Here is a 26,640-nt window from a genome sequence, read left to right as displayed (position 1 = left end):
CAAATGGTGCAGGGAAAGTTATGAGGCGTAGCAGGTTTCTGCGGCTTAATCCGCTATGATTTTTTGACTCGATGCCGTAGAGCCGTGTCGTTGCTGGGTTCCGGAGCAGGACAACCAGCTCCCGTCGCGTCAGGCGCTGTCTGGTATAGGCGCAAGTCCATTGTTCCCATGGACCGCTCAGACAATTGCTGCCAACTATCTGGAAACATAACGTCTATTCCTTTGCGACCCAACCACCAAACACGACAGTTACTGTGAGGAATAGAAGCCAGATCACTGATGTACACCTGGGCAGCTGACGGGACGAGAATAGTCGAGGAGCCGAGGCCTGAATCGATATCTCGATGCAGCTGTGGCATGACTAACGACTGATTGTAATAAAGCACGCTGAAATACCAGAGACCGCCATCAACCACCATACGATCGCCAAGCGTTGAAGACTGGGCAACATAACTTGCTATTTCCTCAAAAGGAAAATCCTGACGATTGCGGCTTCCATCAAGATCTTCACGTTGACTGTAAACCGTGCGCAACCCAACGAACTCCAGCGCTACTACCGCTAATATCACCCCCCCCTTTAACACGCTGGGACGCACACGGTCCAACAACAATGCAATCAAAATTGGTAGTCCCATGAGCGCAAAAAACACATAACGCTCCATAAACATCGGCAATATCAGAGACACTAGGAAAACCACCAATAGCGGCACATAGGTATAGATAACCAATGCGCTGGGAAACTGATGCTGGCTACGATCCCTCAGCAACAAACGGATGGCCATAATGAAAACAACCAAAGGCACCACGTAATACAGCGAATCAAATAGAGTATTGCCGCTGGTTGCCATTAAGGCTCTCCAGAAAGCCGATGGCAATGTTCCAATCGTTGCACCAGCGATCCACCCCATCGAGCCCGTTTGATTGGCAACATCGGAGGTGCTGAGCCTGTTCCAAAGTGTAAAGAGCCAGGGCGAATACGCGACAACGATGGAAACATTCGCCAGCCACCAAGCCAGCCGCCGTATCAGCGATGGCCTATGGGTACCGCGTACACTCAATAGCCCCAGATAACCCCAATGCGCTATCACACACATAACAGTGAAGTAATGCGTATAAAAACTGGCACTGATCAACAATACATACACCCACAGAAACCGATATTTGCTCGGTTGCCTGACCCAATATAACAGGGCAATTGTCGAGGCAAACAATAGCACTGTCATCAATGCATACATGCGTGCTTCCTGACTGTAACGCAGCGCAATGGGTAACGTGGCAAGCATTACACCCGCCCACATGGCAACCTTGCGATTCGCCACCAATTCGGCAAGCCAGATACCCAAGGCGACCGCCGCCACGCCCATTACAGCACTCATGGATCTAACCGCAAAAGGACTGTCTCCCCACAGCTTCATCCAGTAATGCAAAAGCTCATAATAAAAAGGTGGATGGACATCATTAGCTGTATGAAGCCAGATAAAAGCAGGAGAGTGACGACTGAGAAGAACGCTGAAGGCTTCGTCCGTCCACATAAAGGGGTCGCCCAATCGGTAAAATCGAATAACCGTGGCCAGTCCGATAATAAGCAACCAGATAGTTATACAAACGGCTCCATAGACCCTACTCGTGTTCATTTCAAGAACTCCTTGCTTTGCATTTTCTCACGAGCGCCTGCCTGGATTACATTCTTAACCACATACCGAGGCCGATGCTTCGCCTCCATATAAATCCGCCCCACATACTCCCCCAATATCCCAATCCCAATCAGTTGCACCCCGCCCAAAAACAAAATCGCAGTCATCAACGACGGATACCCCGGCACGTCATTGCCAAACAACACCTTGTCCACAATCAAAAACCCGGCATACACCAACGCCAATAACGAAATTGCGCCGCCGATATAACTCCACAACCGCAACGGCAAGGTACTGAACGAGGTAATCCCGTCCAGCGCCAGGTTCCACAGTTTCCAGCCGTTGAACTTGCTCTGCCCCGCAGCTCTGGGAGCACGATCGTATTCAACGATGGCCACCGTGAACCCCGCCCACGACAGCACGCCTTTCATGAACAGTTGCTGTTCCGGCAGCGCCTTGATCACGTCCACGACCTTGCGGTCCATCAACCGGAAGTCACCGACGTTTTCTTCGATATGGGTATAGGCGATAAGGTTGAGCAAACGGTAGAACAGCGACGCGGCGTTACGCTTGAGGTAACCGTCGCTGGAGCGGTCGCGCCGTTTGGCCAGCACCATATCGGCGCCCCGCTGCCACTCGGCGATCAGCCGTGGGACGACGTCCACCGGGTCCTGCAGGTCCACATCCATCGGTACCACCGCGTCGCCCGTGGCGTATTCCAGCCCGGCGAACAAGGCAGCTTCCTTACCGAAATTGCGTGAGAAGTTGATCAGCATCACGTCGTGATCAACCAACGCCAGCGTCTCGGCGGCTTCGGCAGTACCGTCGGTGCTGCCATCGTTGATAAATACGATTTCAACGGTGTGGGCCTGCAACGACGGTTCTTGCCGAACCGCACGGTAGAAATCGGCCACCGTCTGTTCCTCGTTGAACACCGGTACCACCAACGAGATATTCATTGGCCACGCTCGCGAAACACCACCCACCGTGACAGCAGAAAACCGCACAGCAAGCTGACCAGTGAAAACACCAGCACAGTGATAAGCCCTGGCATGTGCAGATGATCACCCAACCAACCTACCCCCAGGCTTAGCACTCCCATGCACGTAATGAACAGCAGGTAGCGGCCCAGGGAAACCGGCATGTCAAAGGTGAACAAGGCATTCACATAAAACGAGAAGGATGCCGCCACACAGAATGCCAGAAGATTACTCAGCGCCTGGCTGAACTCAAACCCTGCCCGCAGCATAAAAAACAGCTGCCAATGGATCACCGTATTGGCGACACCGATCACTGTGTAACGAGTGAAACCTTTCCATAGCCGGGCCATACCGTCGTCCTTTGCGGTTGCGTGTTAGCAAGCCACGGCGCGCCTTTTGCGTCTACTGTCAAGGTTGACAGGTGCCCTTCCCTACAACTGAGACATTCAGTAATACCCAACCTTTGCAATTGCTTACAAATACCGCCAACCTGCGCCCGCTCGACGTGCCGCGTACGACAACGCGCGCGCTCACCTATCGTCATTCAACTACTTGTTCAAGAGCCCGCTGCCATGCTGAACGGACGCGACCCGCGCATCGATTTTTTTCGGGGCCTGGCGTTGATCTTCATTTTCTGGGATCACGTCCCCCACAACCCTCTTGGCCTGATCACTCTGCGCAACTTCGGTTTCAGCGACGCGGCGGAGGTCTTCGTGTTTCTCGCCGGGTTCGCCTCGGTGCTGGCCTACGGCAAGGTCATGCAGCGAGAAGGTTATTGGATGGCCTGCCTGAAAATCCTGCGCCGCACCTGGGTGTTGTATGTGGTGCATATTTTCCTGCTGGCCATGCTGATGGGTATCGTGTTCTTCGCCAACAACCATGTAGAAACCCGCGACCTGGTGGCGGAGATGGGCCTGACGCACTTCGTCACCCACCCGCAACAGGCACTGACCGACGAACTGCTGTTGCGCTTCAAGCCCAACCTGATGGATCCGTTGCCGTTGTACATCGTCTTGCTGGCTGGTTTGTCCGTGGTGCTGCCGCTGATGGTGCGCGCGCCCTGGGCCGTGGTGAGTGTCTCGCTGGTGGTATACCTGATGGCGCCGTGGATGGGCTGGAACCTGCGCGCCATTGCCGATGGCGTGTGGTATTTCAACCCTGTTACCTGGCAATTGCTGTTTGTGCTGGGGGGCGCCGCGGCGATTTACAGCCAGCGGCCCAGAGCCCCGGAGGCGCGGCCCTTGCTGCGCCAACCGCGGTTTGTCGCGGCGCTGGTATATGTGCTGGTCGCCGGTGTGATCACACTGTCGTGGTTCTGGCCTGAGGTTCATGACGCGGTGATGCCCGCAACCGTCAGCAACTGGCTGTACCCGATCAGCAAGACTGACCTGTCGCCGGTACGTTTGCTGCACTTCCTGGCCCTGGCCTATGTCACCGCCAAACTGTTGCCGGGCAGCACGTGGACACAAAACTGGCCAGCACAGCAAACCTGCCGGATGGGGCGTTATTCGCTGGAAGTGTTCTGCCTGGGCGTACTGCTGGCGCCATTGGCGGATATGGTCAATGCCCTGGCCGGTGATGCCTTCTCCATGCAGATTTTCACTGCGTTGGTGGGCGCTGGCGTGATGGCCCTGCTGGCCGCTTGGCTGGAGTTCAACAAGCGTCTGGCCCACCCCAAGCAGGCCAGCCCCGCCTGAAGGACCTCGCCATGCCCGAACGGGGCATGGCGTTCGGCAATGTGCCTCTCGGATCAGGGCAAATCGCTGGTTGGACTCACAGGTAGCTCTTTTCGACGTCCCAATTGTGCAATCAGGTAGGCGACAGAGTCGGCGTTGTTAAGCACCGTAATGATGCGTTTAAGCGGATCGGTTCGGAACATTCGCCGGGCATCGCTGAGGGTTTGCGTACCCGTAGCGGCGAGCAGCCTGTTAAAAACAGGCTCCGTTGACGTGCCCAGGCTCGGATCAGACTTGAGACCGGTGGCGATGTCCACAACCTGAAACAGCTCCTGAACCGGCGTAGTGAGCGACAGTCTTGAAAGCTGGCGGTTTTCCAACACTGTCTTAGTGCTATTGCCGTCAGTGGTTTGAGGGTCAATCAAGTCATGGAAGGGATGGGTGGAGTGCACGTAAGCCAAGTCCAACGTCGCACACACATGATGAGTGATTTCGTGAATGAGGGTGGTCGCACGGGCATGGACATTGACGTAGAACGGCTTTATCAACAGATGACTGTATTTCAGTCCTGGGACGAAAAATGCCTCGGTCAAGTACACCAGTTGAAGGGGGTCGGGGACAATCGTAAAGGCCATCACCTTGTATACCCCCTGAAGTGCCGGCATCCGCGAGCGGCCAATGACAAATCGCGTTGAGTTCGGCGAGGCCAGGGAAGGCTCCATCAGCGCGCTGCACACCTTGTCGACGACCTCCTGAATTTTTTCAAGGTGTTCGGCCTCAAGTGTCTGCAAACCAAAAAACGTTTTGATCTGTTTGACGAGCTCAGGTGCAGCAAGGGGCGTTTGTGCGAGCAGGCGCAAGTTTTCCTGGGCGTTCTTTGTATAAAACGTGGCCAATGCCAGTGCTTCGGTAATCATCAACGATTCCTGAGCGTATAGCGCTCGAATCTCGCGCATCCCGCTGGCCAATATATTCATGCTGGGGCGCGCAAATGGCTCGGAGTAGAAGCGATTGGTCAGTCGCGCAATGGCTCGTCGCCCCGTCAGCAATGGGTCAGTGCTACTGAGCATCCACTGTTGTCGAGGGTTGCGCTGTACCTCAGGACCGACTTCGCCATCACCGATGATGCGCCAACCCTGGCCATGCTTGATGACTTCGAACACTTTCCCTGCCACCGCCGCGTAGTAGTGGTTGGAGGCCGACCGGTAAAGGTTGAGTGAGGTATCTTTGATCAGGCTGGCCAAGCTCGGCTCAAGGACTTCAAAACGCTGGAGCCGGGTGCGGGAAGCAGCGGTAATGTCCAGCGCGGGCCAGGACACCACAGAGGCCACGGGTGTAGAAGGTGCCGGGGGCATGCCGCCCTCTGATACGGGAGGCATGGAATCGCTCAAACCGGCCAGCAAGGCGACACCACTGATGAAATGCCCCAGTGCCTCATGCCACTGGTGGCTTTGCAGCTCCTCGGCAGAAGCCTTGAACAGTTTATAGCTCTGCCAGACCACCAGGGGGTAGGCCAGTTTGCCGGCAAAAAATACAGTGGCCGCCTGCACGCCCTCAGAGAACACGGCCTTGGCCGTATCCCAGGCAGTGCCTGCATCAGCGGTTTTTTGGCAGCCCAGCAGCGTTGTCAGCAGCTCGACATTGTCGGTGAACAGCTGTTTGAACAGCGGCGTGTTGATGGGGTTGCTTGCCAGCTGCAGGGTGGTGCTGGCCAGGGGTTGCTCCAGTGCGCTTGTCAGTGCCGCTTGGTCAACGGCCGGGCCCCCCAGCCGAACCCAACGCTGTAAGGCTCCGGCGGCTGTCAACTCAGCACGGAGTGCGGCCTCAACGGTGTATTCCTTGAGGGTGTAGCCTGGACTATAGGGGGCATAAAGGATTTGAGGCCCCTCGTCACCGGAGGCGGAGCCGATCAAATAAGCCCCGGGAATCTTGATGGTTTTCTTCCCGTCCTCCACCAGCAGTTCCAGAGGGCGGATCATGGCGTTGGCATTCACTACTGTCGCACGGGCGATCGCATCGGGCATATCCATGATCTGTTGAATGAGCCCGAAGGCCGTCGGTGAAAGCTGGTCTTGCAACCTCATGCCGTGAGCGTATTGCATCAATTGCCACGGCAGTTGCTTGGCGAATCGCGTATAGCGTTGCTCAAAGTCCGGGCTGGCAGGGCCCAGGAAGGACTTGATGTACGTTTGGTAAGCCGCGTTGATGTTCAACGCCTGTATCCGCGTTTTCAGCGTCTGCGCATCCAGGGTGGATGGCAACGGCGTTGTACCGGTGCTGGCGAAGAGGGGCACCTCATCCTTCCAGTACGACTGATGACTCAAGGCATAGTCCAGCAGCGACTGGTTGCGGGCAGGTGTACTGCCCTGCGCCGGTAGCCCGACTTCGACTTCATCAGGTGTGACGCTGTCCTGAACGTCAAGGTCCTTGAGTAACGTGCTGAGTTTCTTGAGCGTGAACTGAGCCAGTGAGTCGATCCCGTGCAGGTAATCCTGATGGTCGGTGACGTTGTTTCGATACTGCTCCAGCAATTCGACGTACAGCTGTTGATCCACAGCATGGGCTTTGCCCAACCATTGCAAACCCTGTTGCTGGATCATGGCCTGGACCATGTCCTTGGCACGCTGCACGTTGGTGGGCGCCAGGCTTTGTGTGGCTTGAACCTGCCAGAGCTTACGCAACTGATCGACCGATAGCTGCATGGACAGGATTTGCGCCAGTTCACGGTCTTTTTGTTGAGCGTAGGTTCGTTGCAAGTGCTCAACGAGGTTGTCTTCGATCAGTTCAAGGGAACTGAATGCATAGCTCGGTTGTGCCTCCCAGTCCGGTGGCGCCAGGTTCGCCAGGAAAGCCTGTCGCTCGTTCGGGATTGCCAGGCGTCGATCCATCTCTGCTTTGAAGTCATTCAATGAGCAGAAGCTTTCCAGGCCCAACGCGGGCGTCCACAGCAGCGTGCGGCCCGAATATCGAAGATCAAGCCCGCCGCGCTCGGTCAGCACGAAACAGTTATTGAGTACCAGCGGGGTATTCTGCCCAGTCGGTACGACCTGCAAAGAAAACGCATCAGGGCGGAACCCATTGACACCAGGGCGTAAGTCTCTGGCGTAAATACCTAACACGGTCAAAAGCACTTCGTAGTCGAGGGGCAATAAAGCGTTGTTCCAAAGCCTGACTTGCACTTCCCCTGTCAAGCCCATCTCCATTGCCTTTCTCAGCAAGGGCTGCATGTTGGGGGACACGCTGTGGGTTCTACGCAGGTACTGTTTAAACCCACCGACTGCACTGTTGATCAGCGTATTGAACGTAGCGGCGTCCATACCTGAGACCTTGGTGGCGGGTTTGCCAGGAGGGGTTGAATAGACGTGAGTGTTAAGCGGATCGATGAGTGGACCCACTTCGCCACATAAGCGCGCCAGAAAATAGTCGACCATACTGCTCGATGAGAGCAGTTGAGGTTTGTCAGTGCCATTTGAAGGGTTGCTGTATTGGCGTACCGAGAGGCACGCGGCCTGCAACTCTTGCTGCTTGATAGCGTACAGTTTGGTATTGAGATAGGTGATAACGGAACGCTCCAGCGAGGGGCGAAACGATAGGTGTTGTTCGATTTCGGCAGTGACGTTTTCGAGTAAATGCACCGTTGTGCGCATTGCAGCAAGCGTTGGTGGAATCCTGGGTTCAGTCACCGTCGCCGTCCAGGTCTCTGTCAACTGGGTACTCCAACGCCCCATGGGTTCGAAGGTCAGTAATGTTGGATCAATCATTCCACGTACATCCAGCACATGATCAACCAGGGCATCGAGGTCCATCGTGCCCTGGCTCAGGCGATACTGATCGAGGGCGTATTCAAGGTTGCGACCTTGTTTTTCAATGATGCCCTCCATGATGCGTTGGAAAATAACCCCGGTGATGGGGCCTTTGGTGACTTCGCAGGCCAGCAGGTCGACTTCGTTATAGCGTTCCGGCCTGGACAGATGCTTTCTCCAGGCATCGGCATGCTGCCGGGGGTTGAGACTATCGAGAAGGTGGGTTTTCAGGGCGCTCAGATCGGTAAACGATCGCAGGCCCTGGAGGGGGGTATAGAGCAGCCAGGGCGAGCCATTGTCGCTTTTGTTACTACTGATGATAAGTGTGCCTGCCAGCTCGGCGGGGGTCTGTTCGGGCTCACTCAGCAGTGCCTTTTCAACATCGATCGCAGGAGCAAGCGTTGTCGCAGGCAGCGCAGCCTTGAGCGGCAAGGCCTGTAGTTGCAGACGCTGCTCAACCGTAATCGTAGTTTGCTGTTGTTGCTCCAGCGCCACCGTGAAAAAGGCATTGGCCATGGCGTTGGTAAAAAGTTGTAGCCGTGAGAACCCAGCGGCGGCCGGCAGCGTCCAAAATGTCTTGGGCTGTTGCTTCATATATGCTTTCAAGCCCTGGGCCAATCCCTGGACTGATACGTCCCAACGCAACTGATCATCAGCTTCCTGAGTAGGCTGCTGGGGGTTGTGGTAGCGCCGGGTTTCACCCACAGGCCAGCCATTGGCGACAAAACACCTGAGGACAGTTTCGCTCAAGGAGCGGGTGGTCGTGTGTCGGGACGTTGGCGAATCAGAATTGCCTGATTCGCTGGATGCGTCGATGACATAACTCTGCACTTGGATTTGGCGCTGATCGCCCCCCGTAAAAGACTGCGCCAACTTGGAGGAAATGTATTCATCCAGCAGAGAAGTGAAACTGGGCAGCTTGAGCAGCTCCTCGCGCATCAAACGAGCATTTTCGAGCAGGTTATTGGAGAGGGTCGCATGTTGTGCTTCGAAGACAGCGCCAGCCACGGTATGTTCGGTAATCGTCAGGGTTGCAGTAGGCGTCAGGGTGACTTGCTGGGAGATGGAAAGGTAATCAAGCAACGCTTGGCGCTGCGACGAGTCTTTGAGCCACGACTTCAGTTGCGTCTTGAGGATTTCATGGCTTTCCAGCTTTTCCAGACCACGAGCGGGTGTATAGAGAACAACCCCGCCTTCTGGGGCGGGGCTCATGACGAATGCACCCGCCAATTCAATAGCCGGTTGACCAAGCACATTCAGTTGCAGGGTTTGGACGTGCATCGGCGCTTTGTGCGCCCGCCGCAAAGCATCGGTGGCCAGATAGACCGAGTCGAACCAGTCAAGGTCCTTGAGGGTAAAGTTGCGTGAGCGTTGGCGCTCGCTTAGCTGCGTGCGATCTGTTTGGGTTTCGCTGAAAAAATACGGTGGGGTGTCAGTGCTCATCGAGTGCTCTCCGTGCCGGATTGGCTGCTGAAGATCACTCTGGCGTTTCAAGTTTCAGCCGAGGGGCTACATATGCACCAGCGCTTCATGCCCCGGTGGAATGCCCGACACATCCCACGCCGTCCCCCCGAAAAAGCGCAAGTGCGCTCGACAGCGTACCGGTATCGCCCTCAGTAATGAACGCGTCCCGGAAGGCTTTCCCGGTCTCCGGGTTGAACAGGCCATCACGCTCAAACCGTTCAAAAGCCTGGCGGGCCAAGACACCAGACCACTTGTAGGAATACATCTTGGCCCCATAGCTACCCATCGGTTGTTCGAAACTGTTGATCGGGCGGATGCCATCAGGCCACTGCAAATGCCCGATTTCACTGTTGGCATGGGTGAAAACCTCATGAGGTGTACGCCCGTCGCCGTAGGTACGGTGCAGCTCAAAGTCGACGAGACCCGTGAGCAAAATACTGGCGGTTTCCTGACTGGTCTGGGTGTGAGCAAATCGGCTCATTTGAGTGGCCATATCGTCAGGCAAGGGATCTCCTGTCTGGAAATGGCCGGATAGCCAGACCAGGAACGACGCAGTAAAGCAGAATTGCTCCAGCACCTGGCCGAAAAACTCCGTCGTATCATGGCCTAATTGGCCCATACCGGAAATCGCCCGGTAGGGGGCGGCGGTCAACAAGTGCTGCAGGCAGTGGCCGAACTCATGCAATAAGACCCTCAATTGCAAGTGATCCAGCAAGCAAGGCTGGGTCGCTGTCGGTCGCGGCAACTGGCTGCGCAGCACGGCTATAGGCCGTTGTGGACGCCCCTCGGCGGTCATCCGGTGATCGCGCAAACCTGAGGCGGCGCCAATCTCGCCGCCCGCCAGGCGACGATAAGGGTCAATGAACAAATACCCAATGGGCTCGGCGTACTCCCTGAGTTCAAATACCCGCACATCCGGGTGCCAGGTATCGACGGTGGTTTGTTCAATCAGCTCAACGCCGAACAGCGTTTTGGTGAACGCGCACAAGCGTTGCAGCACCGTTTCCAGTGGGAAGTATTTGCGCACGGCGTCTTGGGAGACACCCGCCACGTCCTGGCGAATCTTTTCCGCATAATAGTTGTAATCCCAGGGTTCCAGCGCATTGATCCCACGTTGCGCGGCATAGCGTTGCAGTTGTTGTGCCTCATGGGCAAATGTCGTGCGTGCCCGATCAATCTGCTGATAAAGAAATGCAGTGACCTCATCGGTCGTCTGCGCCATTTGCTCCACCAACGCCAGTTCGGCGAAGTTGGCATAGCCGAGCAATTGTGCTTTCTGGTGACGGCTGTCGAGCAACACTGTCAGAACCGGTTCATTGTCGGTGGCAATGTCGTCGGGACCGGTGCCCACGGCACGGCTGTAGTAAGCCACCATCATTTCCTGGCGCAAGGCTCGATGGTCGGCGTAGCTCATCACCTCCTGAAAGGACTGCTCGGAAAGGGTTAATAACCAGCCATCCAGGCCTGCGTCCCGAGCCGCGGCCTCCATGCGTGCCAGGGTCGCGCCAGGCAACCCACTGAGCATCGCCTTATCTTGAATGTGCTTACGCCATGCGTCGCCGGAGTCTTTCACACGCCGCAGGAACTCTTGGCTGAACTCCTCGATTTGCAGGTTCAACGTTTTGAGCCGTCGTTGATTCTCAGGCGAAAGATCAAGACCCGCCAACTGGTACTTGCGCAGTATTTTATGCAATGCACTGTGGCGCTGTTGATTGAAAAGGGCTGCGGGCGGGCTATCGGCAAGTTGTCGGTGAAGCTGGTACAGATCATTGTTCGCGGCCAGCTCGGCGCAGTACTGCCTTGCAAGCTCATAACTGCGATGTGATGCCAGCTTCCATGTCGGCCCCTGGGGAACGGAGTCAAGCAACTCAATGATTTTGAGAAAGCCGTCCAGGCGTGCCTCCAGCTCTTCCACTGCTTGCACCAGGTCGTCCCACGTGGGGAATAACGACTGGCTGGCAATGATCGTGGCGGTGGTGTTGCGGCTATCAGCGATGATTTGCTCAATGGCGGGAACAAAGTGTTCTGCTCTGATGGCAGAGAACGGTGGCAAGTCGTAGGGCAGTAGCAGAGGGTTTCTTTCAGGCATGAAGTCACTCTTCAAAGGTTGCTGTCGAAGCAGCCAGCCTAGGGAATGAATTATCGTTGGAGGGGTAGATAGATAAGAGCAAAGCGATAACGCGCGTAACCGGATGCCCCGCGTTATACACAGCCACAGTGCTCGCGATATCAGGCCCCAGGGGCGGCAGGCACCTCACCGCAAATAGAGGATCGTGCAGAGAATACGGCGGTCAAAAGCCCCACCCCGCGGTAGAGCGGGGTGGGGCTTTTTGTCACAAGACACACATCAGGACGCGGAACGCACCGTCCCTTGAGCGACGGTCTTTGGCTGCAACCTGAACACGTAGAACAGCACGGTCAACACCACCAGGAACACCGGGCCCACATACAGTGCCACACGGGTATCGGGGAAGTACGCCATCAGCCCCACCACCATCACCAGGAACGCCAGCGCCAGGTAGGAACTGACCGGGTACAACCACATGCGGTACTTGAGGCCGGCCGCTTCGGCCGGGCTCAGGCTTTTGCGGAACTTGAGCTGGGCCAGCAGGATCATCAGCCAGGTCCAGATCGCGCCGAACGTGGCAATGGAAGTGACCCACACAAAGACTTTTTCCGGGACCATGTAATTGAGCAGCACACCCAGCAACAGTACGAAGATCGACAACAGCAACGCCTTGCGCGGTACGCCGTTGCTCGACGTGGTGCCGAAGGTGGCAGGTGCCTGGCCGTTCTGCGCCAGGCTGTAGAGCATACGCCCGGTGCTGAAGATGCCGCCGTTGCAGGACGACAGCGCGGCGGTGATCACCACGAAGTTGATGATGCCCGCAGCGGTCTTGATACCCAGACGCTCGAAGGTCATCACGAATGGGCTGCCCTGGGTGCCGATTTCATTCCATGGGTAGATCGACAGGATCACAAACAACGCCCCCACGTAGAACAGCAGGATGCGCCAGAACACCGAGCCGATGGCACTGGGAATGGTCTTCTGCGGGTTCTTCGCTTCACCAGCGGTCAGGCCGATCATCTCCACGCCCAGGTAGGCGAACATCACCATCTGCAAGGACATCAACACTCCCGTGATGCCATTGGGCATAAAGCCGCCGTGGGCCCACAGGTTGGAAATGCCCAGCGCCACGCCGTCATTGCCAAAACCAAACGCGATGATGCCGACGCCGCCGATGACCATGGCAATGATGGTGACGATCTTGATCAGCGCGAACCAGAACTCGAACTCACCGAACGCCTTGACCGCGATCAGGTTGATCGTGCCCATGCTGATCAACGCCGCCAGGGCCCAGATCCAGCGTGGGGTGTCGGGAAACCAGACGCCCATGTACACGGCCACGGCGGTGATTTCCGCCACGCAGGTCACCAGCCACAGGAACCAATAGTTCCAGCCGGTGAGAAAGCCCGCCAAGGGACCGAGATAGTCTTGGGCGTAACGACTGAACGAGCCGGCGACAGGGTTGTGCACCGCCATTTCGCCGAGGGCGCGCATGATCACCAGGATCGCCAGGCCGCCAATGATGTACGAGAGCATGATCGCCGGGCCGGCCATTTCAATGGCCTTGGCCGAACCAAGGAACAGGCCGACACCGATACAGGCGCCAAGGGCCATCAGGCGAATATGCCGTTCACCGAGTTCGCGTTTGAGCGGGCCGCCTTGAGCGGTCTCGCCATGGGGCAGTGGGTTGCCGACTGGCATAAAGGTACAACCTCATTTTGTTATTGGATTGTCCGTCGAGTTTGCGGGGTGCAGGCCGGTAAGCCTGTGCCCTTGTCGAAACCGGGGCCGCCTCATGGACGGACCCTTCTTGCCGGGCAAGATCAGCGGGCCGTGCAGTATAAAAACCTCGACACAGGGCCTTTCACTATAAAACACGCCAATTTCAGCGGTACCTCGCGGGAAAAAGCCGGTTTATGGAGGGGCATTAGCTGATCCCGCGTGAAAGGCCACGGGGCGAAACGGCGGCGAGTATTGCACAGCCAGGGTGCATCGTCATGCCCCTACCATCGCCCAATGGTCACTGCGAGGGGCTCTATCTCAAGGCTTTCACGCCATAGCGATACAAACCATGGAAAAAGGCGAAAGGTCCCGGTGAAGACTGCGCCCGCAACCGGCACGCTCTGTCATTACCTTCAACGAGACTTCATGGATGACTGAATTGACCACCCGGCATGAGCAGCCGACTCCATCCCAGCGTCAGGACGGCGATCGGCAAATGCTGGACACCCTAATTGCACACCTCAAGACCGAACCCTACGCTGCCGCAGACTCACTCCCGGTGCCGACCCACTGTGCACTCGGCTGCTGGCTTGTGCTCTATCGCCAAGCCCTCGGCCACCCCTCTTTCGTGGCCTGGGCCGGGCAGCGGCGTTTCAACCCGATGGAAGTGAACGTGCGCAACGGCACTCTGTATGCCAACGGTGCCACCTTCACCTATGAGGACGCCAGCGGCTGGCAGCAGCTCGCGCCGCCCATTCGGGCCATCGCCCTGATCATCGACCCGGATGCCATCGGCCTGGCCTACCCTGCCGCAAACCTGTCACTGAGCGCCCGTCAGGTGCTGCGGTTCCACGGCTACCCCCAACCGACTACGCTTGCCCAACGCGGCGTGCTGATTGACGCACTGGGTAGGACCGAACCTGCGCTCGCGGACGCGTTCGAGCGACTGAATCAGGATCTGCACGCGGCAGCCAATGCACTGCATGCACAGATCATCGAAGACGACCTGAACGAACACACATTCAACCTGTTGAGTGTGTACCGCTGCCGTTTCCCGCTGGCTGGCGGCTCGTTCTGGGCCGTGACCATGCAGACCGCCGCAACGTTACTCGGGGAGATCACTGAGCATCCGCAGTTTCTCGCCTTGACTCGCCCCGATGCACTGACCCAAGGCCTGTACGAATTTGACCACCAGCAACACTCGATCAGAGGCGCCGGCCCCTGGGGTCAACGGGTAGACATCAGCCATGAACAACTGTCGCAGCTGCCGCTGGGCGATCGCCTTGAACGCTTGCAAGCCTGCGCTGCGGCCATGAACCTGTTCGTCCATCAGGACGGCCAATTCAGCCTCGCCCAGTTGCTCAGCTTGCACGACCTGCCGTTGCCGGATAATCGCGAGGCGGCCTGGGAGCTGATGGAACAACTGCAGCGTAGCGAACCGGTGCCGGTGCCGCCCGTGAGTGATCTGGCGCATTCCGACGTCGCCTTGCGCCAGTATCGACAACGCCTCGAAACCACCCGGCTCGCTAGCCCCCAGCAGGGCAATTACTGGGAAGCCTTGGGTATGCCACTACCGGGTGCGCTGACCCTTTCAACCGAACAACGCGCCAAGGTGATCCATATCAGCGCCACGTTTGTCCCACAACCCAGCTCCGGTTTGTTCAACCTGCTGGCCGCCGGTCTGCCGCCCGGGCCACCGGATGAACAACTGCAACAACTGCTTGCCGCTCCCCGTGCGCAGAAGCTGGCCGACTCATTGCTCGGCGCCGTGGGCTGGTTTGGACACGCCCCCGGTGAAACGACCAACAACACCAGTCGAGACGCATTGGTCCTTGCCGCGCTGATCCTCAGTCTCGACCCGCAGGCCGCACAATCGCGATACACCCTCGCCGGCCTGAACCTGAACCACAGCGATTACCATGGGCATCGTTATGCAGACCTGCGCCGCTCACTTGAGCTGCACCTGATTGCGGCCGGTGTTGCTACTCCTCAAACCACGGGGTTGGCCGCACACCTGTTGCTGGCGGGTGTCGCACCGGAGTTTTTGGTGCAAGGCATCCCTGATTCGCTGTACTTCATGACTTCCCACGCCTGGATGCTGTTCAAACAAGGCGTGATGCTGGCAGAAGAGCTCGCCTGCGGGTCAACACGACAGCTGGCGTTCAGCGACATCATCGCGCTTGCCATCCAGGAGCCGGCGACGGACCAGGAACGCTTGTGGCGCGAGCATTACGCCACCGCCACTCTGATCGACTGGGCAATCGTCCACGGCGAACTGCGACCTGCACAGACCTATCGAACCGATGAACTCGACGCCATCAAAGAGCGCCTGAAGGCCCGTATAAAGACTTTGCACGACGCAGCCGAAACCTTGCGCAGCAGGCTCATCACGCGCCGCAGCCTGGCCTTGAGGGACCTTAAACGCGTCTTCCCCAACCACCGCTGGCTGAAGAAAAAATGCCTGCAAGAAGGACAAGGCCCCTTTCGGCTCCCCTCCTACAGACCGACCACGGGCGTAAAGCTTCAGTCGTTGGCGGATCTGCATATGGGCGGCCACCTGCAACCCATTGACGATAAATGGCGCTCAACCGACCCCGAACTCGACCTCGCCCTGCTGAAAAAAAACTTTGGCCAGTTGCGCGATGTCAACGCGCTGTTCAGCGAGGCCGCTGGTGCTTACACGCAAAGACTCAAGGAGGCGTTTATCCGAGCGATCAGTTACCTGCTGTCGCAGTTACCACTGGCCGACCGCAAGCGCTTGCACGAGGGGGCGGTACAACTGCTCGTGGTGAGGCAAGCAGCCAGCAAGCCGCAGATCGAGGAAGGGCCCGGAGAGAAAATGGCCCGTACCGGCCGGTTCGGCTTCATCCTGCGTAGTACGGCAGTCAACACCGTCCATGACTACGAACTGTTTCCCCTGCTCAATCAAGTGCAACAAAACACCCGCCTTCCCGCCATCCTGGAACTAGGAGGCCGCCCGCTCAAAGTCACCACCGGCTCCCCCCACAGCACACGACCGATCGCGTATTTGCATGAGGGCAGTCGCCTGGCCATTGATGAGGATGCCTACTTCAAAGGCAGCCCACCCACACCTGGAAGGTATTGCACCGTTATCGTGGATCAACTCTGGCATTTCGAGGGGCTCCCGGCCATTGCTAGTCCGCTGGTGTTCGACTCGCCAAGAAACCTCACATTGGCGAGCACCATCGTCAATCACCACTTTTTCATCGATATCGATACCTGGGTGGCCCAGGCCAAAGGCTTGACCACCCTTGAAGAGCGAAAAAAAAACAGCGAGCAGTTGTTAGAGGCGCTGCTGGGCTTCATACCCTTCTGGACCTGCGGCCATGACCTCGCCTCCGGGGAAATCAAACGCGTGCTCGATGGCACACTGGGCTGTTTCTTCGACATGCTTGGCCTGATCATGCCGACCAAAGGCTTCATTACCAGCGGCTGGGGCCGCCTGATCAAGCCCGCACCGGCCTACTTGAAACTGCTGCAACTGACCAGACTCAGCGCCACCTTTATCAATGAGTTGCTCAACCCACTGGAGGCGGTGCCATCGTTGGTGCGCCTGACGGCCTATGGCCTGGCCAGGTTAAACCACTCAGGCCAGCGGGCACTGGCGGGCGCACTGCGTCATGCCCAGCAACGTCTGGCCCATGGGACGCCGATGGATTACGCCCGGCTGATCAACCGCGCCGACGTCAGGCCTGGCGTTCTGATGCACCCTGAGGGGCTGACGCCTCTGTTGGCGATCAGGCGCGCCAACGCCTGGCATGCCTTTGACCCCTTCAGTGCAAGGCCGTACGGTCCCGCGCTGGAAGGTTTGCAACTGGACACCATGATGGCCGTCACACCGGTCAGCTTCGCCGACGGCTACAAGGCGCTCGTTGTAGAGCCCTTTTTTGACACGGCGCCCTTGCTCATTCAACGCGCCGACGCGACCGACTTGTTGGACCAAGGCCGCGTCTGGCGTTTGTCCCATAAACACCCCAGCCAGCTGGACGAACTCACCTCAGCGGCCCATGCCAAGCTCACCGACCACTTCGACTCGGTCTGCCCCGTCGGCAGAGCAAAGCGCAGCCCGGGGGTGCCCCTCATCTGTTTCACCAAAAGGCTGTACGCCTTTAAGGATTCGATTCATAAACGTCGAGTCCAGGCGCTCGACCATATTCGCATCCAGCCGGCGCCGATGATCGGCGGCAACAAACGCCAGTTGGTCTATTACCGAAACGTGCATGATGTCACCCCGGACTTCGACGGCTTCGAGCTGACCCCTCACCCCCAACCCTCAGCATTGATCTACCAACAGCAGGTCAGCGGCAGGCGCATTGACAGCGAGCCGCAGTTCGGCTTGCCCGAAGACGACCTGGACAACCTGCTCACCCGTAAAACCCAAGTCGTTGAAATCGATGGGCTGGTGAACCTCATCAATGACCGCAGAACGCTTCGGGCGCTGGAGATCACCCTACCCAACACGACAACACCTTACTGGGTGGCCGAGCCCGATGTGGGTGTTTTTTACCGGACAAACGCAACTCCCAGCGGCGCCGACACCTTGCAATTCCAGCAATTGAATTTCAGCCAAGGCGGCGACGATACAGCGCTGATCAGGGCCTACTGCGATACCAAAATGCAGTTCTTGAAAGCCGGCGGGATGATTCCCGACCAACCGCTGATCACACTGCCGACCCTCGAAGTCCTGTACCGACAGTTGAGCAAGCGCGGTTTTTTGCCGAAAAAAATCGAAAATATCCGCAAAAAGGCCAGCACCCTGAGGGTCATCAAGCAGCGGGAACTGCTGCTTAACGCCTCGGACGAGGGAAGGCGCCTGGATATCAATGTGGTCTCGCGACCGGTGCAACTGGACATCTGGCCACCCAGCTCCGCCACGGGTAGCCCGCTCAACAAATACCTCGCAGAGCAAGCCAACGTCAGCACCCAGGCAGTGGTGGATAGAACCGGCCTGAGATCAAACAACGTCGTCGGGGCGACCCCGGCTGAAATCCTGCGACTGCAAGAAGCTGAACCCGTTGTGATGTGGGAATACAGCAAGATCGGCCACCCGAACTACACCGAGGTCATTCTCAAGACCGGTGCCGGCAATTGTGACCAGATGGCCCATGTGGCATGTGAAATGATCCGAACCAATGGTGGCGTCGCTCACGTGTGGTACTGCCGGGGTCATACCTTTGTGGTGGTGGGTACGGTCCCTGCGGGCTTGACCCAGACCCTGGATTTCCAGGGCGCCGACTGGGCGAACCTGTCTATCTGCGACCCCTGGGCATCCATTACGTGTCCGGCGCAGGACTATATACGGCAACTGAAGATAAAAATGACCGTCTGGTACCTGGAGGACAAGATGGTGTTTTTCCATGATGGCGTGAGCCGTCGCTGGGCACCGGCCAATGACCCGATCTGGCTGAACATACTGGAGACCAGCATTAAATATCCGATGCCATGAACACATTTTTTCCCCAACCGGCTACCCGCGACTAAGCTTCAGGCAAGTCCGATCAATCTGCGTGCAGGGGTCAATCGACTATGGGCGCACTGTGGCAAACCGAATCAAGCAAGGCTGCGAAACTACAAGGCAGTCCGGACCCAGCGCCTTTACCCAAAAATAAACCCCAGCCCCGTTATGTACGGCGGCTGTTCTGGTTGATCGTGCTGATGGCGCTGGTGGCCTTGGGGTTTGCCGCCACCAAAGAGATGCGCACGTCACGCCTGCAGGCCCAGGAACTCAGCCGCCTGGCCCGTACCCTCACCTACCAGGTACAACCCGGCCCCAGCGATGCCATCGCCTATCCCGGTGCCGGCCCGTTCGACCGGCGCCTGGGTTACAGCGACCTCGGCACCTTCCTGCCGCGCTTGCTCAAACGCGGCTATGTAATCGAGGCCCAGGCACGCTTTTCGCCCCAATTGATGGACTATAGCGCCAAGGGCCTGTTCGTGCCCTACACGGAAAAGATCCAGGCCGGGCTGTCCATCACCGATTGCCGAGCCGTGCCGCTCTACCAGTACAAGTACCCGCAACAGTTGTATGAGAGCTTCGACGCCATTGCGCCTCTGGTGATCAGCAGCCTGCTATTCATTGAAAACCGCGACCTTCTCGACCCCACTCAACCTCAGGCCAACCCTGCCGTTGACTGGCCGCGCTTTGCCAACGCCGCGTGGTCGCAAGTGGCAAAGGCGCTGCATCTGCCGGGACAGAGTGCCGGCGGCAGCACCTTGGCCACGCAGCTGGAAAAATACCGCCACTCTCCGGATGGCCTGACCGTGTCGGGCACCGAGAAACTGCGACAGATGTTTTCTGCCGCCGTGCGGGCCTATCGCAATGGGCCACAAACCTTACCGGCGCGGCAGAATATCCTGCGTGACTACCTCAACAGCGTGCCGCTGTCGGCAGTGCCCGGTCATGGCGAAGTGCACGGCTTGGCCGAGGGGCTGCGAGTGTGGTACGGCGCCGACTTCAACCAGGTCAACCAGGCGCTGGTCGGCCCGGTGAATAGCGAGCAAGGTCTGGCCCTGCGTCAGGTGTTGTCGTTGATCATTGCCCAGCGCCGCCCTTCTCACTACCTGGCCAAAGGTCGTGAAGAGCTGGCCCAACTCACCGACAGCCATCTGCGGTTGCTGGCCCACAACGGTGTGATTGCCCCTGCGCTGTTGCAGGCAGCGCTGACATCCAAGGTCAGTTATCGCGACTGGGTGCAACAACCTACAATGCAACCCATCGAGACGACCAAAGGCATCAGCATGGCCCGCGCCCGCCTCGCCGCCCTGCTCGACCGCCCCCTGTACGATCTGGACCGCCTCGATCTCTCGGCCACCAGCACTCTGCAAGCGCCGTTGCAGGCCCAGGTCAGCGATTACCTCAAACGCCTCGCCGAGCCGGACTACGCACGCCAGGTCGGCCTGCTCGGCGATCGCCTGCTGACCCCAACCAGTACCGCGCAAGTACGTTACAGCTTCACCCTGTTCGAGCTGACACCGGACGGCTCACGGGTACGTGTACAAACCGACAATACCGACCAGCCCTTCGATATCAACGAAGGCAGCAAACTCGAGCTAGGCTCCACGGCCAAGCTGCGAGTGCTGACCACCTACCTGCAAATCATCACCGAGCTGCACGACAAGTACGCCCCCCAAACGAGCGCCGCACTGAAGAAAGTCGACATCGCCGAACAGGACCGCATCAGCCGCTGGGCCGTCGACTATCTGATCCAGACACCGGATAAATCCTTGGCCAACATGCTCGACGCCGCCCTCGACCGCACTTACTCGGCCAGCCCCAACGAAGGTTTTTTCACCGGCGGCGGTATGCATCGCTTCCACAATTTTCGCAACGAAGACAACGGCCGCAGCCCGACCCTGCGCGACGCCCTGCGCGAGTCGATCAACCTGCCGTTCATTCGCCTGATGCGTGACCTGGTGCGTTTCAGCACCTATGCGGGCGCCAACAACAGCGCCGAGTTGCTCAAGGACGACAGTGACCCGCGCCGCCAGGAATACCTTGCCGACTTCGCCGACCGCGAGGGCACGACGTTCCTGCGCAAGTTCTGGAAGAAATACCAGAAGAAAGACACCCAGGACCGCCTCGACACCTTTCTCGACGGCCTGCGCCCCACGCCGATCCGCCTGGCCGCCGTGCACCGTTACTTGTTGCCCAACGCCAGCCAAGGCAGCTTCGACCTGTTCGTGCGTGCGCACCTGAACGGCATCAAAACCAATGAGAAACTCACCGATGAGCGCCTGCAAAATCTCTACAAAGCTTACGGCCCCGGCAACTATGACCTGCCCGACCAGGGCTATATCGCCAAGGTGCACCCTCTGGACCTGTGGCTGATGGGCTACCTGCTCAATCATCCCGAGGCAACCTTCAGTGAGGTGGTCAAAGCCAGCCAGTTCGAGCGCCAGGAGGTCTACAGCTGGCTGTTCAAGAGCCGTCATCAGAGCGCCCGCGACAGTCGTATCCGGACCATGCTCGAGGTCGAAGCCTTCCTCGATATTCATCAGCGCTGGCAGGCGGTGGGCTATCCGTTCGACCATCTGGTGCCCTCCCTGGCCACGGCCATCGGCAGCTCCGGCGATCGCCCGGCGGCGCTCGCGGAATTGATGGGGATCATCCTCAACGATGGCGTGCGTGCGCGGGTGGTGCGTATCGACAGTCTGCACTTTGCCGCTGATACACCGTATGAAACCCAAGTGATCAACGACCCCGCCGAAGGCAAACGGGTGATGCCGCTCGAAGTGGCGCGAGCACTGCGCGGGGCCTTGTCCCAAGTGGTGGATGCCGGTACGGCCAAACGCGTGGCTGGCAGTTTCAAGCTGGACGACGGCACACCGCTGGCCATGGGCGGCAAGACCGGCACCGGTGACAACCGTATCGAAGCCATCGGCGCCGGCGGCCGGGTACTCAGTTCCAAGGCGATCAACCGCACTGCCACCTTTGTGTTCTATATCGGTGACCGGCACTTCGGCACGCTCACTGCCTTCGTCCCAGGCAGTTCGGCACAAACCTTCAAGTTCACCTCGGCGCTGCCCGTGCAGGTGCTCAAAGGCATGGCGCCAATTCTGCTGCCGTACCTAAATCCAGGCAGCCACACGCTGTGCCAGCCCGTGGCTAGTCAACACTGAAAAACAGGCGTCGGGCAAAAGGCCGCGTAATCTTATCCCGGTCAATTTCCAGAGTCTGGCGCACACGCCCGGTCTGGCCACTGCGCATACGTGTGAACGCCTCGGCCTCGACCCGGGCCTGGGCCTGGCGCCCCAGGCGCTCCTGCTCGGGGCTCTTGAGGTGGGGATCGCCCACATAATGATCATCCGGCCCCTGGGCCGTTTTGTAGTGGAAGTGGGCATAGCACAAAACCCGGACGGTATTCCTCGCGTCAACGACCACATACACCTGCAGGTAATCATCAACCGTGTCCTTGAGCAGTACGCGCTGCCCCTTGCGGTAAATGAGCACTTCATTGTGGCGCTTAAGAAAGTCGACGTGGTCCTGAGTGCGGGGCCGCAGCCGGGTCGCTTTAATCCGTGCCGCCAACCCGGCAGCCTTCAGTCGGGCCTCGGCCAGCCGTAGGTCGCGCGCCATCGCCAGTGCCTTGGCTTGCTGCACAGCCACCAGTCGAACGGTTTCCATACCCTGGCGCCTGCGGTCAATCGCCTCGGCGGTCCAGCGGCGGTTATTGGCCTGCGCCTCGAGCAGGTACTCCAGGGAAGACGGATCGTTGATCCGCTCAATCAGAACCTCCACCTGCTGGATCGCTCTACGCTCATCATCCAGCAGTGCCTGACCCTTTTTCAGCAAGCTACCAAGCTGCGCATCAGGCTTGGGCGTCGGCGTCACCGGTTCCCAAACCCCGTCCCGGGCCTCGGTAAACGTGCCGATCAGCTCGCCGCCCGCCTCATGCAGCTCTGCGGTGACGGGCGCCAATGACGTGGCTTCATTGATCTGTACCACATACATATCGTGATTACGCGTACGGATAATTCTTTTACGCCGGGCGCCCTGGGGCACTGGGGCGGGTGCAGTAGGCCGCTCTGTCTGGGGTTCAGGTTGCAAGAGGCTCGCCAGTTCTTTTTCGACCTGTTGGTGCAGGCTTGCAAGCAGCTCCTGCAGTTTTTGCAGGTACTCCAAGTCGAATCTTTCCGGTTCCATGGCACGCCAGAATTCAATCTGATCGTCGACTTGCGCATAGACGTGGTCAATATTCTTAAGCAGTTCAATTCGTTCTGCCGGCGTTGTTTGCAGCTGTTGTAAGTCCGCCAGAGAGCGAGTGGCACGGCGTGCACGCTTGACGGCTTCGTTGACAGCGTCGAAGAAATCGTCGCTGAGCTCAGGTCCCGCAACATCAATCGAAATGCCCCACAAGGTCGTCAGTTGCAAGACTTGCAGATCCTGTATCAAAGGGCGCCCGGCTAGTGTCAGCTCTTGGGCCTTGTCCCGACCTAGTCGGGGAACACGGCTCAAGTCATCCAGATACCCGGCCTCCAGGGTTCGCCAGCGGATGCCCTTTTCCTGCACGGCCGCCAACTCACGCATGAGGGTGCCCAGCTTGGCATGATCCTGCCGGTTGATATCCGATTCGGCTTCTTCCGGGGTTTCCTCACTCAGTCGGTCCAGCAGCGGTCTGAGCCTGGCATTGCAGTCCACTACGTGTCGTCGAGACTGTGTATCCAATAACTGTGCGGTCAGAATCACTGACGCCAACACGTTGCAAAGCTCTTCTTCATAACCAGGGCGAGGAGCCAATTCCCGTAGGTGCTTGAGCAGTCGCAACTCCCGCTGTGCATGCTGAAACTTGTTGCTCATTTCCCGACCATAGCGCTCCCATGCCTGGGTACGTTGCGGGTCAGTGATTTGCCCGGCGGGCCGGGTCGCCAACGTGCGTGCCAGGTGCATCGCGGTGTTCGCCCTGGCGCAGTCCGCCTGGGCATTTCTATAGTCAGCCTCAAGTGCTGAGAGGATGGCCGGCTGCGCTTGCCGGGCTTGCTCAATCACCTCGTCGGCATTGCCGCCCGACAACCGCAGTCTCAAGTCAAAGTCCCACCGCCCCTGGCCCAGATGCCTGAGCCAAGGCCCAAGGGTGGCGCCATCAGCGCTGACCACCCGGACCACGCCTTGATTGATTTGCACCCGGTACAGCGCCCCTCGAACCAACGCCTGCCATTGCGGGGGCACATGGGAGGTATCACGCAACAAGCCCTGGATCGCACCACTGGGCTCGGCGTTATCCAGGGCAACCGGCCAGGGCGTGGGGAAGGTCTTCAGGCGCAACGGCTGGATCAACTCCCGCTGTTGCGGGGTCAGCACGTCGCGGGCATTGGCCCAGCGGGTGGGCGTGTAGAACGTCGCCGGCGGGGGAACAGGCTTGAGCGGTACAGCCCGTTGCACGGGTTCGACACGCGCCAAAGGTGCAAACACCGGGTGCTCCAGTGCCAAATGCTGTTGGGCATCCTGGGGCGTGGCCTGATGGGCCACAATCGCCATCAGGTTCACCAGCATGTCGGTGAGGGCTGCACTCCTCGTTTGCGCGTCGTCACTCTGCAGCCCTCGGACATCGCGCTGCGCGCTGTCAACTAACTGAGCCAGCCAGCCTCCCAGCATCAACGGCCCGTTGAGCAACGGCAGCACAGTGCCCAGTAGCAGCCAACCGACCTGCTTCAAGTTGGCCCAACGCTGCTCGGCATTCGACACCGACTGGCGGTCTGCCAGGGCTACCAATGCCTGGGTCGTGGCGTTGAACACCTGGTCCGCCGGGTCGGTGGCGCCTACCTGTTTGCTCAGTTGTGCCGGTGCCGGCGCCTCATACACGCTGAACTCATCGCCCGGTAGAACGCGGCGAATATGCGGCTCATGAAAGCCATTGTTGGCATAGATCGCCTGGCGCTCAGGCACAAGCCAGGTCATGCAGGGCACCTGGGGTCTTGATCGCCGTAAACAGAGCCTCCAGCGATTCATATTCCAGCAGCATCGGGCTGAACAGTGGCCGGTACAACAGGTGCGGGCCGACTTGCCCTTGTTGCGGCCCAATGATGAACATGTTGGCGACCACATCCGCTGCGGCCTGCGCCGAAGCCTTGAACGCCAACGGCCACAGCGCGACCGCCTGCCCACCCGCCTTGCGTTCGACGGCACTCGCCTGCAAGGCCGCGAGTACCCGCTGAAAACCGCTCCACGTCACACCGTGCTCGCCCTTGATCTTTGATTCCAGGGCCAACATCGGCAGTTGCACCCGCAGTTGCCGGCTGAACTGCTGCCGGCGGCGGGCGGCCCCAGCCGTGTCGTCGATCAGTGTTTTTTTCAGCAGGGCAGGATAGGTTTGTCCCACATCCGCCTCGTCCATACAGCGTTTGATCAGGTCGTACGTCAGCCAGGCCGGTGCCTCTGCGTCGTTGAGCGTGATGCGTTTGGGGGTGTGCGGGAAGCCGGCGAGATTTTCCAGGGCCAGCTCGGTCATTGTCACCGTGACAGGGTCCACTTCCCCGGCAATGAACCCGCCAGGCACCGGCACGGCTGCCGCGACCACTCGATCAAAAGTCAGCGAAACGTCACCCGGCTCAAGGTTCTTCGCACCCGGTTGCCTCCTCAGGCACTGCTGTAACTGGCGGTCGGCGTACTGGCTAATCGACTCGATACCCTCAAGAAAATGCGCAGCCCCGCTTTCATGCTGGGCCAACACCCACTGCTGCAACAACTGGGCGTAGGCGATGCTGTCCTCAGGGCTCGCCTGGATCAGCCACCCCGGCATGGCCTGGCGCAAACGCTGCTGGGGCGCGCTCAGTTCACAGATAAACCAACGCCTGGGATCAATGATGTAATCGAGCAACGCTTGGCACACCTGCGGCGTACGCAGCACCGTGCGCGGGATGCTAGCGATCTCCAGCAGTTGGCGTGCCAGGTAACTCGACGCCAAGGCATCGAACGGGTCGCCTTGAGCCTCCACGACGAACCACTGGTCAGCCGCCCCTGTCAGCACCGGGCTGGTGTAAGCCGCCAACAAAGCGCCGATGTCGTCCAGTCTATTGAGCACGTGCATACCGCTCGCAGGGCTGAACAGCAAGGTAGTAGAGCCATGGTTGAGGACCAGCAGCGGCAACATCTGCGTTTGATCGCCCCCTTGCAGGTGGACGGTCTGCACCCGCAACGGGCCGCCATGCAGGCTCCATGCAGCGGTCGGCCGCACCGGGCGTAACAGGGTTTTGGGGAACAGCGCAGCGAAATGTTTTTCGTCCATGCCAGGGGGGTTCGGTGAGTCGTAGAGCAACGCCAACAGGTGGTCGGACAGATAGCCCCAACGGCCCCTGTTTTTCGCAAGAAGCTCACGCCACCATGTTTGCAAACGATTGGAAAAAGACTTCAGAAGCACGGCGCCGCACTCATTGATCAATTTCTCCAGCTCAGCCAGGGTCGGCCCACTCGGCGCAAACACCTCGCGAACCCGCCGGACCACAACCTGATACTGCTCGACCAGCAATGTCGGCCTGGCACTGGCCAAGCGCTGCACCAGTAATTCGGGCAAAGGCTGGTAAGTGTAGGACGGCAATGCAGCGGAGCTGCCAGCGGTAGGTGTGGCGATATGGATCAGGCCGGCCATCCACTGCTGCGGCGCAAAATGCTGGTCCAGATAGGCTTGGGCAGCCTCTTGCGCCACAGTGAGCAGTGACGGCGGATCGCGGAACAGGGTCTCGATCTGGTCAATATGGGGTTGGCGCAGGGAAGCGGGGCTGGGCTCGGTCGAGGTCATGACAGGGTTTCTCGCTGTGATAGAGCCATCGACGCTACAG

11 protein-coding genes are annotated in these 26,640 nt (G+C 58.6%); 3 read left to right on the top strand and 8 right to left on the bottom strand.

Annotated features, from left to right (window positions below):
* Positions 1 to 53 precede the first annotated feature (53 nt).
* Genes E4O97_RS08975 through E4O97_RS08965 form a run of 3 tightly spaced genes read right to left on the bottom strand, consistent with a single transcriptional unit; the run spans position 54 to position 2,964 of the window.
* On the bottom strand, positions 54 to 1,634 hold the full coding sequence (locus E4O97_RS08975; protein ID WP_248161179.1) for a glycosyltransferase family 39 protein: 1,581 nt from the start codon (positions 1,632 to 1,634) through the stop codon (positions 54 to 56).
* Complete coding sequence (locus E4O97_RS08970; protein ID WP_248161176.1) at positions 1,631 to 2,593, bottom strand: glycosyltransferase family 2 protein; 963 nt, start codon at positions 2,591 to 2,593, stop codon at positions 1,631 to 1,633. Before E4O97_RS08970 ends, E4O97_RS08975 begins: the two co-directional genes overlap by 4 nt.
* Entirely contained in the window at positions 2,590 to 2,964 is a 375-nt protein-coding gene (locus tag E4O97_RS08965; protein WP_248161173.1) for a GtrA family protein, read from the bottom strand. Before E4O97_RS08965 ends, E4O97_RS08970 begins: the two co-directional genes overlap by 4 nt.
* Before the next feature lie 222 nt (positions 2,965 to 3,186).
* Between E4O97_RS08965 and E4O97_RS08960 the strand changes: the two genes are divergently transcribed.
* Positions 3,187 to 4,311, top strand: coding sequence for an OpgC domain-containing protein (locus tag E4O97_RS08960; RefSeq protein WP_248161171.1), 1,125 nt, complete (start codon positions 3,187 to 3,189; stop codon positions 4,309 to 4,311).
* A 53-nt stretch (positions 4,312 to 4,364) separates the two neighbouring features.
* Here E4O97_RS08960 and E4O97_RS08955 read toward each other — a convergent pair whose 3' ends face one another.
* The 3 genes from E4O97_RS08955 to E4O97_RS08945 form a co-directional block, all read right to left on the bottom strand.
* Positions 4,365 to 9,536, bottom strand: a complete 5,172-nt coding sequence (locus E4O97_RS08955) for a DUF6543 domain-containing protein (RefSeq protein ID WP_248161168.1) — start codon at positions 9,534 to 9,536, stop codon at positions 4,365 to 4,367.
* 85 nt (positions 9,537 to 9,621) lie between these two features.
* The gene (locus tag E4O97_RS08950) at positions 9,622 to 11,646 is read right to left on the bottom strand and encodes a M3 family metallopeptidase (RefSeq protein WP_248161166.1); all 2,025 of its coding nucleotides are present in this window, start codon (positions 11,644 to 11,646) and stop codon (positions 9,622 to 9,624) included.
* Between the two features lie 258 nt (positions 11,647 to 11,904).
* Complete coding sequence (locus tag E4O97_RS08945; RefSeq protein ID WP_078820379.1) at positions 11,905 to 13,326, bottom strand: amino acid permease; 1,422 nt, start codon at positions 13,324 to 13,326, stop codon at positions 11,905 to 11,907.
* A gap of 451 nt (positions 13,327 to 13,777) precedes the next feature.
* Here E4O97_RS08945 and E4O97_RS08940 point away from each other — a divergent pair, with 451 nt between their 5' ends.
* Together E4O97_RS08940 and E4O97_RS08935 are read left to right on the top strand one after the other, a co-directional pair.
* Positions 13,778 to 18,814 (top strand): hypothetical protein, encoded by a 5,037-nt coding sequence (locus tag E4O97_RS08940; RefSeq protein ID WP_248161164.1) that lies wholly within the window; start codon positions 13,778 to 13,780, stop codon positions 18,812 to 18,814.
* Positions 18,815 to 18,894: 80 nt separating this feature from the next.
* Positions 18,895 to 21,987: a transglycosylase domain-containing protein gene (locus tag E4O97_RS08935; protein WP_248161162.1), complete on the top strand. Its 3,093-nt coding sequence runs from the start codon at positions 18,895 to 18,897 to the stop codon at positions 21,985 to 21,987.
* On the opposite strand, the gene E4O97_RS08930 is transcribed toward E4O97_RS08935, so the two are convergent.
* Positions 21,974 to 24,763, bottom strand: coding sequence for a hypothetical protein (locus E4O97_RS08930; protein WP_248161159.1), 2,790 nt, complete (start codon positions 24,761 to 24,763; stop codon positions 21,974 to 21,976). The genes E4O97_RS08935 and E4O97_RS08930 overlap by 14 nt on opposite strands.
* A complete protein-coding gene (locus tag E4O97_RS08925; protein ID WP_248161157.1) occupies positions 24,744 to 26,600 on the bottom strand; it encodes a DUF6543 domain-containing protein in 1,857 nt (618 codons plus the stop codon). The genes E4O97_RS08930 and E4O97_RS08925 overlap by 20 nt, the downstream gene beginning before the upstream one ends.
* Positions 26,601 to 26,640 lie beyond the last annotated feature (40 nt).

Origin of the sequence: Pseudomonas sp. W15Feb34 (assembly GCF_023127765.1) — a bacterium.
In the GTDB taxonomy this organism is placed as follows: domain Bacteria; phylum Pseudomonadota; class Gammaproteobacteria; order Pseudomonadales; family Pseudomonadaceae; genus Aquipseudomonas; species Aquipseudomonas synxantha_A.
Note: the sequence above shows the minus strand (reverse complement) of the source record. Positions and strands in the feature narration are given on the sequence as shown.